This window comes from Microbispora bryophytorum (assembly GCF_006874465.1).
In the GTDB taxonomy this organism is placed as follows: domain Bacteria; phylum Actinomycetota; class Actinomycetes; order Streptosporangiales; family Streptosporangiaceae; genus Microbispora; species Microbispora bryophytorum.
The window spans coordinates 1-14944 of the sequence record NZ_VIRL01000040.1 but is presented as its reverse complement, the minus strand read 5'-3'; the positions used below and the strand labels follow the sequence as shown (position 1 = coordinate 14944).

Sequence of the window (14944 nt, the reverse complement as noted above, 5' to 3'; positions counted from 1 at the left end):
CCGCCCCCCGCAAGGAACGCACCATCGATGTCGGCCGTCAACGACGACACGTCCAACACCCGCCCGTCAGGCGCGAGCACGCACGGCCGCTCCGCACCCACCGGACCCACCCGCAACAGCTTCACGATCTTGGCCTCTCCGCTGGTTCACAGGGCCGTTTGCCGCGTCGAGCCTGCCAGATTCATCGGGTTGAAGTAAACCCTGGGTGCGGTATTTGCTGACTTGCCTTGACCTTCTTCCAGTGTGACCCTACTGTTCCATTCATATTCATCGGATCAATTGGAGTTCGCCCATGCCGACGATCACCTCTGTGAACGTGATCGACATCAGGTTTCCGACCTCCGCGACGCTCGACGGTTCGGACGCGATGAACCCGGACGGCGACTACTCCGCGGCGTACGTGATGCTGGAAACCGACGACGGCGACCTGACGGGGCACGGCCTCACGTTCACGATCGGGCGGGGCAACGACCTGTGTGTGGCCGCCGCCCGGCAGATCGGGGCGCGGCTGGCCGGACGCGACGTGGACGAGCTGGCCGGCGACCTCGGCGGTCTCTACCGCGAGATCATGGCCGACAGCCAGATGCGCTGGCTCGGGCCGGAGAAGGGCGTGGTGCACCTGTCCGCCGCGGGCGTGCTCAACGCGGCGTGGGACCTGGCGGCCCGCCGGGCCGGCAAACCCCTGTGGCGCTTCGTCGCGGACATGACGCCCGAGGAGCTGGTCGCGGCCTGCGACTTCCGTTACCTGTCCGACGTGCTGACCCCCGCCGAGGCCGTCGGGATGCTGGCCCGGCTCGCCCCCACGCGCGGGGAGCGGATCGCCGAGCTGGCCGAGTACGGCTACCCGGCGTACACGACCTCTCCGGGGTGGCTCGGCTACGACGACGACAAACTGCGCCGTCTGTGCCGCGAGGCCGTCGCCGACGGCTGGACCCACGTGAAGCTCAAGGTCGGCGCGAACGTCGAGGACGACGTCCGGCGGCTGTCGATCGCCCGAGAGGAACTCGGCGACCGTACGCTCATGATCGACGCCAACCAGGTGTGGGACGTGCCCCAGGCCATCGAGTGGCTCGGCCGGCTCGCGCCGTACGAGCCGCTGTGGATCGAGGAGCCGACCAGCCCCGACGACGTCCTCGGCCACGCGGCCATCCGCAAGGCGATCGCCCCCGTCGGCGTCGCCACCGGCGAGCACGCCCACAACCGGGTCATGTTCAAGCAGCTCCTGCAGGCCGGGGCGATCGACTTCTGCCAGATCGACTCCTGCCGGCTCGCGTCCGTCAACGAGATCGTGCCGGTGCTGCTCATGGCCGCCAAGTTCGGCGTGCCCGTCTGCCCCCACGCCGGCGGCGTCGGCCTGTGCGAGCTGGTCCAGCACATGGCCGTGGTCGACTACGTGTGCGTGAGCGGCAGCCTGGAGGGCCGCGTCCTGGAGTACGTCGACCACCTGCACGAGCACTTCACCGACCCCGTCCGCATCGAGCGCGGCCGCTACCTGCTGCCTGAAAAGCCCGGTTACAGCGCTCGTATGCTCTCTGAGTCGATCGACGCGTACCGCTACCCTGATGGTCACCAATGGGGAGGCTGACGTGGGCGTCATCGAGACGGCGATCGACACGATCAAGCAGATGATCATCGACGGGGAGCTGCGCCCAGGGCAGAAGCTCCCCGTCGAGAAGAATCTGGCCGAACAACTCGGTGTCGCCCGCAACACGCTGCGCGAGGCGGTGCGCGCACTGGTCGCCATGCGGGTGTTGCAGACGCGGCAGGGCGACGGCACCTACGTCACCAGCCTGTCTCCCGACCTGCTGCTCGACGGGATGAGCTTCGTCGCCGACATTCACCTCGACGCCGGGGCGGGGGAGTTCCTGCACGTGCGCAGGATCCTGGAGGCGGAGGCGACGGGGCTGGCGGCCACGCGCATCCCGGACACCGATCTCGTCCACCTGGGCGATCTGCTCGACGAAGCCGAGACGGTCGCCGCGTGCGATCCCGTCGACCACGAGAAACTGATCGCCCTCGACCAGGACTTCCACGCCCTCATCGCCTCTCATTGCGGCAACGCCGTCCTCGCCGCCGTCATCCACAACATGTCCGGCCGCACCGTGCGCGCCCGCATCTGGCGGGGCATGAGCGACCCCGAGGCCGTTCACCGCACCCTCCGGGAGCACCGAGCGGTCCATCGGGCTCTGCTGGCGCGGGACTGCGAACGGGCCAGGCTCCACGCCGCCCTGCACGTCCTCGGCGTCGAGGAAAGCCTCACCGGCTCGCGTGCCTTCGCGGGTGAGGCCGCTCATGGCTGATCGTCCCGCTTCCGTGGAAGAGGGGACGGCGGACGCCGGCCGGGTGGGTGCGGCGGACGCGGTGAGCGACGCCATGGACCCGTTGCCGGACCGGCCGCTGGACCCGTTGCTGGATCGGCTGCTCGATCGGCTGCGCCGTGAGGACGCGGTCGTCGTCGCCTACTCCGGCGGCGCCGACTCCGCGTTGCTCGCCTTCGCCGCCGCGAGGGTGCTCGGCAGGCGTGCACTGGCCGTCACCGCTGTCTCCCCGAGTCTCGCCGCCTCCGAACGGGCCGCCGCCCGTGACTTCGCGCGCGCCCACGGCCTGGCCCATATAGAGGTGTGCACGGACGAGGCCGACAGGCCCGAGTACGCCGCCAACGGCGCCGACCGCTGCTACCACTGCAAGTCGGCGCTGTTCGACGCGGTCACGCCGCTGGCGGCCGCCATGGGCGCCCGGATCGCGCTCGGCACCAACCTCGACGACCTCGGTGACCATCGCCCCGGGCAGCGCGCCGCGGCCGAGCGCGGGGCCATCGCACCGCTGGTCGAGGCCGGGCTCACCAAGGCCGACGTCCGCGCGGTCAGCCGCGCGCTCGGCCTGGTCACCGCGGACAAGCCCGCCGCGCCCTGCCTGGCCTCGCGGGTGAGCTACGGCGACCCGGTCACGCCGGAGGTGCTGCGAAGGATCGAGACCGCCGAGCGCGCGCTGCGCGATCTCGGCTTCCCGGTGTGCCGGGTCCGCGCCCACGCCGGCGGCACACTGGCCCGGGTCGAGGTTCCGGGCACCGAGATCCCGCGGGCGTGCGAGTTGCGCGAGCGCGTCGATGCCGCGGTCCGCGGCGCCGGCTTCACCTTCTGCTCGCTGGACCTGTCCGGTTTCGCGTCCGGGGGTCTCAACGCGCTGCTGCCGCTGCTTCCCTCCTGACGCGCTCTCCGCCCCGGACCGGAAGGCCGGGTGATCCCCCCGAACCGGAAGGCCGGGCGATGCCCGCCTCCGGTCGAAGCGGGAATCACCCGGCCGTTTCACGTCTGATGCCCCGGACCCGTACGCGGCGACGAGCGGGGGAGACCGACGCAGAGATCGGCCTCCCCCGCTCGTCGTTCCTTCTCGTCATCGGATATCTCCGAGGAAATCCCCGCCTTCAGGCGGGGGAGGAATCGGACCCCTGCGGAGCAGGACAGGGGTAGCCGATTCGCTGCAAGGCGAACCGGCTTCTCGAACACGTGCTCGATCTTCAACTGATCGTGGGGTAAGATGTGAGGTGTGGCGCAGCTTGTGAAGCGGGCGTACAAGTACCGCTTCTATCCGACCCCCGAGCAGGCTGATGAGCTAGCCCGGACGTTCGGCTGCGTCCGGAAGGTGTACAACCTGGCGTTGGAGGAGCGGACCCGCGCCTACACCCTGGAAGGCCGCCGCGTCTCCTATGTGGAGACCTCCGCGATGCTCACTGCGTGGAAGAAGACGCCGGAACTGGCGTTCCTGGGCGAGGTGTCCAGCGTGCCGCTTCAGCAGGCGCTCCGCCATCTGCAAGCCGGGTTCGCGAACTTCTTCGCCAAACGGGCCAGGTACCCCACCTTCAAGTCCCGGAAGAAGTCGCGGGCGTCGGCCGAATACACCCGGTCGGCGTTCCGCTGGCGGGACGGCCGGCTGACGCTGGCGAAGATGAACGCGCCGCTGAACATCCGCTGGTCGCGCCCCCTGCCCGAGGGTGCGCAGCCGTCCACGGTGACCGTGTCCCACGACAACGCGGGCCGGTGGTTCGTATCCATCCTCGTAGAGGAGAAGATCCGCCCGCTCGACCCCACCCAGAACATGGTCGGCGTGGACGCGGGCGTCACCGCCCTGGCCACGCTCTCCACCGGGGAGAAAGTCACCAACCCCCGGCACGAGCGTGCCGACCGCAAGCGCCTGGCCAAGGCGCAGCGTGCGCTCGCACGCAAAACCAAGGGCAGCAACAACCGGGCCAAGGCCCGGCTCACGGTGGCGCGCGTCTTCGCGCGGATCGCCGACCGCCGCCGCGACTTCCTGCACAAGCTTTCGACTCGGCTCGTCCGTGAGAACCAAACGGTCGTGATCGAGGACCTCGCCGTCCGCAACATGGTGAGAAACCACGCACTGGCACGCGCCATCTCGGATGCGTCTTGGCGGGAACTCCGCTCGATGCTGGAGTACAAAACCGCCTGGTACGGGCGGGAACTGCTGGTCGTGGACCGGTGGTTCCCCTCGTCCAAGCTGTGCAGCGTGTGCGGCACTCTGCGAAACGCGATGCCGCTGGGCGTGCGCGAGTGGACGTGCGCCTGCGGCCTGACCCATGACCGCGACGTCAACGCCGCCAAGAACATCCTCGCCGCCGGGCTGGCGGAGAGGTAAAACGCCTGTGGAGCTGGTGTAAGACCTCAACGGAGACCTCCGAGAGGGCAACCGGCAGTGAAACAGGAAGACCAACCCGTGAGGGTTGAATCCCCCTCCTTGCGGAGGGGGAGGATGTCAATCCTGCGTCTTGCCGCCGGTGAGGCGGGAGATCGCGAGCGCGGTGAGGATGATCCCCCCGTTGAGCGCCTGGATCCACTGCGCCGGGACGCCCGCGAGGGTGAGGACGTTCTGGATCATGTAGAGCAGCAGGATGCCGGTGAACGCGCCGAACACGGTGCCCTTACCGCCATTGAGGCTGACTCCGCCGATGACGGCGGCGGCGAACACCGTGAAGATGGCGCCGTCACCCTGAGCGGCGGCCACGGAGGCGAGCCGGCCCGTCAGCAGGAGACCGCCGATCGCGGCCAGCAGGCTGGCGGAGATCAGCACGATCCACAGCACCCGGTCGGTGCGGATGCCGGCCGCCTTGGCGGCGTCGACGTTGCCGCCGATCGCGTAGAGCGCCCGGCCGAACCGGGTGAATCCCATGATCACGATGCCGACGGCGAACAGCAGCAGGCAGATCCAGATGGACGCGGGCACGCCGAGCCACATGGCCGAGCCGAAGTAGGTCATCGATTCCGGCAGGTTGAAGAAGGTCTGCCCGCCGGAGATGCCCGTGAGGAGGCCGCGCAGCACGATGAGCATGCCCAGGGTGACGATGAAGCCGTTGAGCCCGAAGCGGACGATGAACAGCGCGTTCACCGCCCCGATCAGCACGCCCACCGCGAGGGTGACGGGGATTCCCCAGGCGCCGGGCAGCAGCCCGAGCCCCGGTCCCGTGCCGGCGGCGACCGTCAGCCATGCGGCCACGCCGGGAGCCAGCCCGAAGGTCGACTCGAGCGACAGGTCCATCCTGCCGGCGATCAGCACGAGAGTCTGCGCCAGGACGAGCAGCGAGATCTCCGACATGGTCTGCAGGATGTTGATCAGGTTGTCGCTCTGCAGGAAGATCGGGTTGACGATCTGCCCGACGATCGCGATCACGATGATCGCGGGAACGAGCGCGAAGTCCCGCAGCCGCGCCAGAGGGATCGGTGAGCGGCGCCTTCCCGCCTCCTCCGGCGCCGGTGGGCTCGGCGGATTTCCCGTCGTGGCGTGAGCGGTGGAGCTGTCAGGCATCGAGGTCGACTCCTTCCATGGCGGCCACCATCTCGTGGTCGTGCCAGCCGGCGGCCAGTTCCGCGACGACGCGGCCGTGGAACATCACGAGCACCCGGTTGCACAGCCGCAGGTCGTCAAGTTCATCGGAGGCGATCACGACGCCGGTTCCGTTGTCGGCGATCTCCTCGACCTTGCCGAGCAGGAACTCCTTCGACCGGACGTCGACTCCGGCCGTCGGTGTGATCAGTACGAGCAGGCGAGGGTCGCTGGCCAGGGCGCGAGCCATCACGACCTTCTGTTGATTGCCGCCGGACAGCCCGGAAACGGGCAGTTCCGGACCGGGCGTCTTGATCGCGAGATTCGTGATCATCTCGCGGGCAAGCGCGTCCTTGCGCCGGGCGCTGACGAAACCCGCCTGACCAAGCCGCTCGGGTACGGTCATCGTGGTGTTGTCGGCGATGGACATCAGGGGGACGAACCCCTGCTGGTGCCGGTCGCGGGGCACGAAGCCCACTCCGGCGGCCAGCGACTCCGGCACACTCCCGGGGCGCGGACGGCTTCCGGCCACCTCCAGAGTCCCGTCCTGGGGAGCGCGCAGCCCGGCGATGGTCTCGGCGAGCTCGGTCTTCCCGCTGCCGCCCAGGCCCGCCAGGCCCACGATCTCCCCGGTCCGGACCCGCAGGTCGACGTCCTGGTAGACGTCGCCGTCGCCCAGGCCCCGGACGTCGAGGACCACCGGGGCCTCCGCCGGGACCGGCGGGCGGACGGCGTGCTCCCGCAGCCCCGCGGCCTCGCCGGTCATCGCCGCCACGAGCTCGGCCTGTGGCAGGTCCGCCACCGGCGCGGTGAGGATGTGCCGGGCGTCCCGGAACACCGTGACCATGTCGCAGATCTCATAAATCTCCTGCAGGTGATGGCTGATGAACAGGAAGGTGACTCCCTGCTCCCGCATCGCCCGCATCCGATCGAAGAGCCGGGTGATCGCCGCACCGTCCAGCTGGGCGGTGGGCTCGTCCAGGATGATGAATCTCGCGCCGAACGACAGTGCGCGGGCGATCTCCACGAACTGCCGCTGCTCCACCCCGAGCTCCCCGGCGGGCCGGCGGACGTCGACGTCCACCGACCACGCCTCCAGCAGGTCCGTAGCTTTCCGCCACAGACCCTTCCAGCCGACCAGCCCCATCCGGTTGCGGTCGTGCCGGTTCAGGTAGAGGTTCTCCGCCACGGTCAGCTCAGGGATGATCGTGGACTTCTGGTAGACGCAGGCGACCCGTTCCCGCCAGGCGTCACGGTCGGACAACCGCGGCGCGGGGGACCCGGCGAAGCGGACCTCGCCCTCGTCCGGCGCCTGTAGCCCGGTCAGGATGGAGACCAGGGTCGACTTACCCGCACCGTTGCGCCCGACCAGTGCGTGCGTCTCCCCGGGCCTGATCGTTATGCCGGCACCGTCCAGCGCGGTCGTCTCGCCGTACCTCTTGGTGATGCGCTCCGCCTCGGCGATGGGCGGGTCCGCCCGGACCGGCCCGCTGCCACGGGCGGGTGGAGGGCTCGCGGGCCCTCCCGCGAACTCTTCCATAACCACGCCCTCTCAGCTCAGGTTGTTGCCCCACAGCGACTTGTCGTCGTGCTTCACACTGGTGATCCCGCCGTACGTGCCGCCGTCGGCGGTGACGAGCGGCGCCGACAGCTGGTCCTCCAGAAGGCCGGGCCGCACCTGGATGATGGTGCTGTCGTGGTCGGTCTTGCCCGGCTGGAAGGTCTTGCCCTCGATCGCGGCCTGGGCGTACGACAGCGCCCACTTGGCGTAGAGGTCCGCGGGCTGGGAGACGGTGGCGTCGATGTTCCCGGCGGCGATGTCCTTGAGCTCCTGCGGGATGCCGTCGTTGGAGACGACGAAGACGTGCTTGGGGTCGTCCGGCGGCACCAGGAGGTCGCGCTGCTTGAGCACCTGCAGCGTGCCCGCGAGGGCGAAGCTCGACTGCATGTAGACGCCCTTGACGTCCGGGTTCGCGGTCATGACCGTGGAGAGCTTCTGCGAGGCCACGGCTCCGTCCCAGTTGGTCGCCTCGCCGAACACCTCGATGCCGGGGTAGTTCTGCTTCATGCAGTCGTTGAACGCCTCGGTGCGGTCCCGGCCGTTGATGGAGGCCAGGTCGCCCTCCAGCATGACCACCTTGCCCTTGCCGCCGAGCTTCTCACCCAGGAACTTGCAGGCCTTCTCCCCGTACGCGCGGTTGTCGGCGCGCACGACCATGAAAGCGTTCCCGGTGTCGGGACGGGTGTCCACCAGCACGGCGGGGATCTTCTTGGTTTCGAGCTGCTGCAGCGTGGGCGCCACCGCCGCGGTGTCCTGGGGCGCCATGACGATGCCCTTCACGCCCTGACTCACCAGGGTCTGCACGTTGGCGGTGAGTTTGGCGACGTCGTTCTGGGAGTTGGTGGTCTTGACCTCCGCGCCCAGATCGCCGGCCATCTTCGGCACGTAGCTGATGTAGGAGTTCCAGAAGTCCGTGTCGGAACGCGGGTAGTCGACGCCGATCACCGGCTTCGCCGCCGCGCCGTCCCCGCTGCCGGAGCTGTCGTTCCCAGTACCGCTGTTCCCGCCGCAGGCAGCGGCGAGGCACCCCGATATGGCTAAGGCCGCGGCGAGCGCGAACCGTCTGCGTTCCATCGTCTCTCCTTCTGAAGCACCACGGCTGCCATGCCGTCGCTGACCGCTCCACGCTCAGGTGAGCCCGCGCTGTGCGAGGCATGGGCGAGGGTCGTCGTGAGCGGGCTAATCACGACAGGACATGGGATGTCTTTCTATGCTCAAAACCGCTCCAGTGTCCAGACCTTGGGGAAGGATGGTGATATTCCGTTATTCGAGCGGCTGCCGGCAGCAAGGGATCCGACCTATTGACATGCCCCATCCGGGCCGGGAGACCCACACATCGCATGTCTGTCCCGGCCGGAAGGCACGGTCCGACGGTTCGTGCCGGACAGCCCTCACCACGCACCCCTCACCACGGCGCCCTCCCCATGCCGCCGTCACCACGCCGCCCTCTCCATGCCGCCCTCACCAGGGGCCCCATCCGGCAGAGGTGCGGCTGGTCTCCGTGAGCGCTCCCACGCGCCCGGAAAGATCGTGTGGAGGTCCGCCGTCCTGACGTACCAAAATGCAGGTATGTCGTTGACCGAGCAGGCGATCGAACGCATCAGGCAGCTCATCAAGGACGGGACGCTTCCCCCCGGCGCCCGGCTGCCACCCGAACAGGAGTTGGCCGCCGAGCTGGGCCTGTCCCGCAACCTGCTCAGAGAGGCCGTCCGCTCCCTCGTCACCACACGGGTGCTGGAGGTGCGCAGAGGCGACGGCACCTACGTCACGAGCCTTTCGCCGGACCTGTTGCTCGAAGGAGTCGGCCTCGCCGTCGAGATGATGCGGGGCGACGATCTGCTGGAGATCACGGAGGTGCGGCGCCTGTTCGAGCCGGTGGCGACGGGTCTGGCCGCCGCCCGGATCACCACCGAGCAACTCGCGGACGTCGAACGGCATCTCAACGCCATGATCGCGGCGCAGGACGACATCGAAGCGCTCAACCATCACGACGACGCCTTCCACCGGGCGGTTTTCGAGGCGACGGGCAACAGGTCCCTGTCCGCCCTGCTCGGCGGCATCGCCAGCCGCACCCTCAGGGCCCGGGTGTGGCGCGGGCTCGTCGAAGAGAACGCGGCCGGCCGCACGATCGCCGAGCACGCAGCCATCTACCGCGCGCTCGCCGCCGGTGACGCCGCCCTCGCCCAGGCGGTCGCGCTCATGCATGTGAACACCACGGAGACCTGGCTGCGGGACAACCTCGGCCGTTCGCGGTCCGGCGCGGAACCGGACCCAGTGCGGTGATCAGGGCGGGCGTCGCGCCAGGCCCGGAACGTCACCCCACGCCGCCTGCCCGGCCCGAGGTCAGCCGGCCACGGGACCGGACGGCGCGTCGCCCTCGCCGGGCAACCGGGGCAGGGACTCCTCGACCCCGATGAGATGGTTGGCCATCCGGATGCGTGCCCGTTCGGGGTCGCGCGCCGCGAGCGCCGCCCAAATCGCCACATGCTCGTCGTGAGTGCGCCGGTCGGCGCCCTCCTCGTGCAGACTCCGCCACAGCCGGCCGCGGACGGTGCGCCTGGCGAACGCCTCGATCAGGCCGATCACGACCGGGTTGTCGGTATGGGCGGCGATGATGCGGTGAAAGGCGATGTCGATCTCGATGAGACGCTCATGGTCGTGGGGCACCTGACCGACGATCCGGGCCGACTCGCAGAGCAGGTCCCTGGCCTGGCAGAGTGCCTCATCGGTGATCATGGTCGCGGCCAGCCGCGCCGCTTCGGACTCGAGCAGGCGCCGGACGGTGTACACGTGCCGCGGGTCGCCCTGGCCGTGCAGGTCGACGACGAAGCCCATCGGAGCCAGCAACTGCGTCGCGTCGAGGCTGGTGACGTACGTTCCGTCACCCCGGCGGGTGCTGACGATCCCGAGGATCGACAGCGCCGAGACCCCTTCGCGCAACACCCCTCGCGAGACGCCCAGCGACTCGGCGAGGTCCTTTTCGACGGGCAGGCGGTCGCCGGGCCGCAGGACGCCGTCGAGGATCATCCGCTTGATGCTGTCCACTACATCGTCTGTGCGTGACATGGCAGGTCGGTTCCCAGAGTCCGAGCGGAGCGGGATTCCCTCGTCACCACGGACAGCCGGGGAGCGGATGCGGCCTTCCCGCACGTCGTCGTAGCCTGCGGCCGCTGCAGATCGTCGTCGTCCGCCGTCGGCGCCCGTGGTCGTCAAGGGATTGGTGCTGCTCTACGGATACATGACGCGGTCTCGTCCCGCTACTCCGCGGCGTGCGGGCCTTGCCCGCCCCGTCCAGCTTCGTTCCGCGCCGCCCCGTCCCGCGCGGGTCCGCTGCCCGGTGGCACGGGTGACCCCCTCGTGCGGCGGCCGCGACATCCCGGCCGCCTCCGCCGCCCACGGTCCCCCCACCGCGACCTGGATGGGTACGCACCAGGGGACCAGGACGGGCCAAAGGTTAGATGTTTCCCGGGGCCGCAGGGTCTAGATGACCGGCTTTCGGGCGTTTCTATAAGAATCGTTGACCGATACATCAAATCTTTGTAGCTTTGCCATCACCCCCTACACAGCCTCGTCACGCAGCCGGTCCCCGCCGAACCCCGCCAGTCTCCTCGATGTCGGGTTCGCCGCCCCATTGGCGCGGCGCCGGCCGTCGGCAAGGCCGCAGTGCGCTTGGAGAGCGAATGCCAGATCTGACGCGAAGGCAATTGATGAAGATCGGCACGGTCGGAGCAGGGGCTCTGATGCTGCCGATGCAGTGGACAGCGGTCGCCCGAGCCGGATCGGTGGCCCCTCCGGAGGTACGCGCCGCGAACGACATGGCGCTGTGGTACGACAAGGGCGCCGGCACGGACTGGCTCCGCGCCCTCCCCATCGGCAACGGGCGCCTCGGAGCCATGGTGTTCGGCAACGTCGACACCGAGCGGCTGCAGCTTAACGAGGACACCGTCTGGGGCGGAGGACCCTACGACCAGAGCAACAACAAGGGCCTGGCGGCGCTGCCGGAGATCCGCCGCCTCGTCTTCGAGGACCAGTGGAGCCAGGCCCAGACCCTGATCGACCAGAACATGCTGGGCAAGCCCGCGGGCCAGCTCGCCTACCAGACGGTCGGCAACATCAGGCTGGCCTTCCCCGGCACCAGCGGGTTCACGGAGTACAACCGCCAGCTCGACCTCACCACCGCCGTCACGTCCGTCAACTACCTGCTGAACGGCGTACGGCACAAGCGCGAGGTGTTCGCCAGCGCACCGGACCAGGTCATCGTCGTTCGCCTGACCGCCGACACGCCCGGCTCGATCACGTTCAGCGCGACGTTCGACAGCCCCCAGCGCGCGACGCTCACCAGCCCGGACAGCACCACGGTGGGGCTCGACGGCGTCTCGGGCAACTTCGAGGGCATCACCGGCCAGGTCAAGTTCCTGGCGCTGGCCAAGGCCGTCGCCGAGGGCGGCACCGTCACCAGTTCCGGCGGAACGCTCCAAGTGACCGCCGCCGACAGCGTGACGCTGCTGATCTCCATCGGCTCCAGCTACGTGAGCTACAAGGACGTCAGCGGCGACTACCGGGGCATCGCGCAGCAGCACCTCGGCGCCGCCCAGGGCAAGGCCTACGACACGCTGCGCAGCCGGCACGTGGCCGACTACAAGGCCCTGTTCGAGCGGACGACGCTCGAACTGGACCGCACCGACGCGGCCGACCAGCCGACCGACGTACGGATCACCCAGCACGGCGCCGTCGACGACCCGCAGTTCTCCGCGCTGCTGTTCCAGTTCGGCCGCTACCTGCTGATCAGCTGCTCGCGGCCCGGGACCCAGCCGGCCAACCTGCAGGGCATCTGGAACGACTCGATGAGCCCACAGTGGGACTCGAAGTACACCATCAACGCCAACCTGCCGATGAACTACTGGCCGGCCAACACGACGAACCTGTCGGAGTGCTTCGAGCCGGTGTTCGGCATGATCCAGGACCTCACGGTGACCGGCGCCCGCACGGCCCAGGTGCAGTACGGCGCCGGCGGCTGGGTCACCCACCACAACACCGACGCGTGGCGCGCGACCTCGGTCGTCGACGGCGCGCTCTGGGGCATGTGGCAGACCGGCGGCGCGTGGCTGGCCACCATGATCTGGGACCACTACCTGTTCACCGGCGACGTCGAGTTCCTCCGGCAGAACTACCCGGCGATGAAGGGCTCGGCGCAGTTCTTCCTGGAGACCCTCGTGGAGGAGCCGAAGCTCGGCTACCTGGTCACGAACCCGTCGAACTCCCCTGAACTTCCCCACCACGCGAACGTCAGCGTGGCCGCCGGTCCCACCATGGACAACCAGATCCTGCGCGACCTGTTCGACGGCTGCGCGGAGGCCAGCGAGGTCCTCGGTGTGGACGCGAGCTTCCGGGCGCAGGTCCTGGCCGCCAAGGACCGGCTCCCTCCGATGAAGATCGGCTCGCGCGGCAACATCCAGGAGTGGCTGTACGACTGGGTGGAGACCGAGCGGAACCACCGGCACGTCTCGCACCTGTACGGCCTGCACCCCAGCCACCAGATCACCAAGCGCGGCACCCCGGAGCTGTACGACGCGGCGCGGCGGACCCTCGAACTGCGCGGCGACGACGGCACCGGCTGGTCCCTGGCCTGGAAGATCAACTACTGGGCGCGGCTGGAGGAGGGCAAGCGGGCGCACGACCTGGTCCGCCTCCTGGTCACGCCGGCCAGGCTCGCCCCGAACATGTTCGACCTGCACCCGCCGTTCCAGATCGACGGCAACTTCGGCGCCACCTCCGGCATCGCCGAGATGCTGCTGCAGAGCCACACCGGCGAGTTGCACGTGCTGCCCGCGCTGCCGTCGGCCTGGCCGAACGGGAAGGTGCAGGGCCTGCGGGGCCGCGGCGGCCACACCGTCGGCGCGGCGTGGAGCGACGGGCAGGCCGACGAGTACCTCATCACGCCCGACCGCGACGGTGTCGTCCAGGTACGCGGCGGCATCTTCTCCGGCCGCTACAAGATCCTCGACGTCGCCGGCGGCGGCACGGTGAAGGTGGACAAGGCCGAGCCCGACGCCGTCAAGATCACGGCGCAGGCCGGTCACACCTACCGGGCGTACACGCTGCAGAAGGTCACCGTGGCCGCGCCCGCCGAGGTCGTACCGGGTGAGGGGGCGAAGGTCAAGGTCAGCGTCAGGGCGGTCGAGGCGTCGCTGGCGTCGGCGACGGTGTCCCTCGAGGCGCCGGAGGGGTGGACCGTCACCCCCAAGCAGTCCGGCGTGGGCCCCCTGGCGCCGGACGCGGAGGCCACGGTGGAGTTCACCCTCACTCCCGCCGCCGGCACGGCCACCGGCACCGCGGTCCTCACCGCCGTGGTGGGCGGCACCGAGTCGGGCGAGGACTGGACCGTGTCCACGAAGGCCACGGTGCAGGTGTGGGGCGGTGGGGAGAAGTCGCTGGAGGAGCTGTTCAGCAACGTCGCCGTCACCGACGACACCAACACCGCTCCCGGAAACTTCGACGGCAACGGCGCCAGCATCTCCGCCCAGGCGCTGGCGTCGGTCGGTGTCACCCCCGGGGCCACCGTCACCGTGAACGGGCTGAACTTCACCTGGCCCGACGTCGCGGTGGGCACCCCCGACAACGCCATCGCCTCCGGGCAGTCCCTCAAGGTGACCGGCACCGGCAAGACGCTCGGTTTCCTGCTGACCGGGACCTACGGCGCGGTGTCGGGGCCGGCCACCGTCGTCTACAAGGACGGCACGAGGCAGACCTTCACCCTCAGCTCGCCCGACTGGTACGGCGCGCCGAGTTCGGGGAGCGCCGCCGCCGCCGTGGCCCCCTACCAGAACCGGCCGAACAATCAGCGGCAGAACACCCCCGCCACCATCTACTACTCCGGCGTGGCTCTGCAGAACAAGGAGATCTCCCGCGTCGATCTGCCCAACATCAGCGCGGGGGCGGCCAACGGGGTCGCGACGATGCACATCTTCGCGGTCGCGCTCGACTCCGTCACGCCGCCCGCCGAGGTCAAGCTGACCGTCACCGCCTCCTCCCGTTGCATCGGCACTTCGGCCTACCTGGCGGTCACGGCCGTCAACGACTCCGACGTGCCGGCGACGATCACGCTGACGACCCCGTTCGGTTCCAAGACCGTGGCCGACGTGGCTCCGGGCAAGCAGGCCTACCAGTCCTTCAACACCCGGGCCGCCCAGATCGACCCCGGCACGGTCACGGTGAAGGCGACCGCCACGATCGACGGCAAGCAGGTCACCTCGACCTACAACGCCGACTACAGCGGGGCGAGTTGCGGCTGATCGCATCGGGGCGTCCCCGGCCGACCGCCTGAGCGCACCCGGCGGTGACCACGGTCACCACGGTCCCGGCGACGGGGACACCGCCCAGGAGCGTCAGCCACGACTCAGCACGACACGGGACCGGCCGGTCGATCAGCCGGCCGGCCCCGCCCCCCATAAATGGAGCGATGATCACGTGAAAATCACCCGGACCACCCAGATACTCGCCGCCTCCGTCCTCGGCCTCACCCTCGCCGGCGCCGGCCTGGCCGGCCCC

Annotated in this window: 9 protein-coding genes and 1 pseudogene; 6 read left to right on the top strand and 4 right to left on the bottom strand. The window is 69.4% G+C overall.

The features are described from left to right. Positions 1 to 292: 292 nt before the first annotated feature. The 4 genes and pseudogenes from FLX07_RS35380 to FLX07_RS35365 all read left to right on the top strand — a co-directional run. Positions 293 to 1585: an L-fuconate dehydratase gene (locus FLX07_RS35380; protein WP_142576264.1), complete on the top strand. Its 1293-nt coding sequence runs from the start codon at positions 293 to 295 to the stop codon at positions 1583 to 1585. A gap of 1 nt (position 1586) precedes the next feature. Beyond that, positions 1587 to 2300: a FadR/GntR family transcriptional regulator gene (locus tag FLX07_RS35375; RefSeq protein ID WP_142576262.1), complete on the top strand. Its 714-nt coding sequence runs from the start codon at positions 1587 to 1589 to the stop codon at positions 2298 to 2300. Further along, positions 2293 to 3207 carry an ATP-dependent sacrificial sulfur transferase LarE gene (larE, locus tag FLX07_RS35370; protein ID WP_208762570.1) on the top strand — a complete coding sequence of 305 codons (915 nt, stop codon included), beginning with the start codon at positions 2293 to 2295 and terminating at the stop codon, positions 3205 to 3207. The genes FLX07_RS35375 and larE overlap by 8 nt, the downstream gene beginning before the upstream one ends. A 339-nt stretch (positions 3208 to 3546) precedes the next feature. Then, a pseudogene (locus FLX07_RS35365) lies at positions 3547 to 4734 on the top strand (RNA-guided endonuclease InsQ/TnpB family protein); the annotation flags it as partial. 36 nt (positions 4735 to 4770) lie between these two features. On the opposite strand, the gene FLX07_RS35360 reads toward FLX07_RS35365, so the two are convergent. The 3 genes from FLX07_RS35360 to FLX07_RS35350 are packed head-to-tail and all read right to left on the bottom strand — an operon-like array spanning position 4771 to position 8470. Next, positions 4771 to 5817, bottom strand: a complete 1047-nt coding sequence (locus FLX07_RS35360) for an ABC transporter permease (RefSeq protein WP_142576258.1) — start codon at positions 5815 to 5817, stop codon at positions 4771 to 4773. Further along, the gene (locus FLX07_RS35355) at positions 5810 to 7375 is read right to left on the bottom strand and encodes a sugar ABC transporter ATP-binding protein (RefSeq protein WP_142576257.1); all 1566 of its coding nucleotides are present in this window, start codon (positions 7373 to 7375) and stop codon (positions 5810 to 5812) included. Before FLX07_RS35355 ends, FLX07_RS35360 begins: the two co-directional genes overlap by 8 nt. 12 nt (positions 7376 to 7387) lie before the next feature. Continuing rightward, positions 7388 to 8470, bottom strand: coding sequence for a sugar ABC transporter substrate-binding protein (locus FLX07_RS35350; RefSeq protein ID WP_142576255.1), 1083 nt, complete (start codon positions 8468 to 8470; stop codon positions 7388 to 7390). A gap of 495 nt (positions 8471 to 8965) precedes the next feature. On the opposite strand from FLX07_RS35350, the gene FLX07_RS35345 reads away from it, so the two are divergent. Continuing rightward, complete coding sequence (locus FLX07_RS35345; RefSeq protein ID WP_142576253.1) at positions 8966 to 9679, top strand: FadR/GntR family transcriptional regulator; 714 nt, start codon at positions 8966 to 8968, stop codon at positions 9677 to 9679. 60 nt (positions 9680 to 9739) lie between these two features. On the opposite strand, the gene FLX07_RS35340 is transcribed toward FLX07_RS35345, so the two are convergent. Then, on the bottom strand, positions 9740 to 10441 hold the full coding sequence (locus tag FLX07_RS35340; protein ID WP_208762569.1) for a FadR/GntR family transcriptional regulator: 702 nt from the start codon (positions 10439 to 10441) through the stop codon (positions 9740 to 9742). A gap of 662 nt (positions 10442 to 11103) precedes the next feature. Between FLX07_RS35340 and FLX07_RS35335 the strand changes: the two genes are divergently transcribed. Continuing rightward, positions 11104 to 14688, top strand: coding sequence for a glycosyl hydrolase family 95 catalytic domain-containing protein (locus FLX07_RS35335; RefSeq protein ID WP_223854448.1), 3585 nt, complete (start codon positions 11104 to 11106; stop codon positions 14686 to 14688). Positions 14689 to 14944 lie beyond the last annotated feature (256 nt).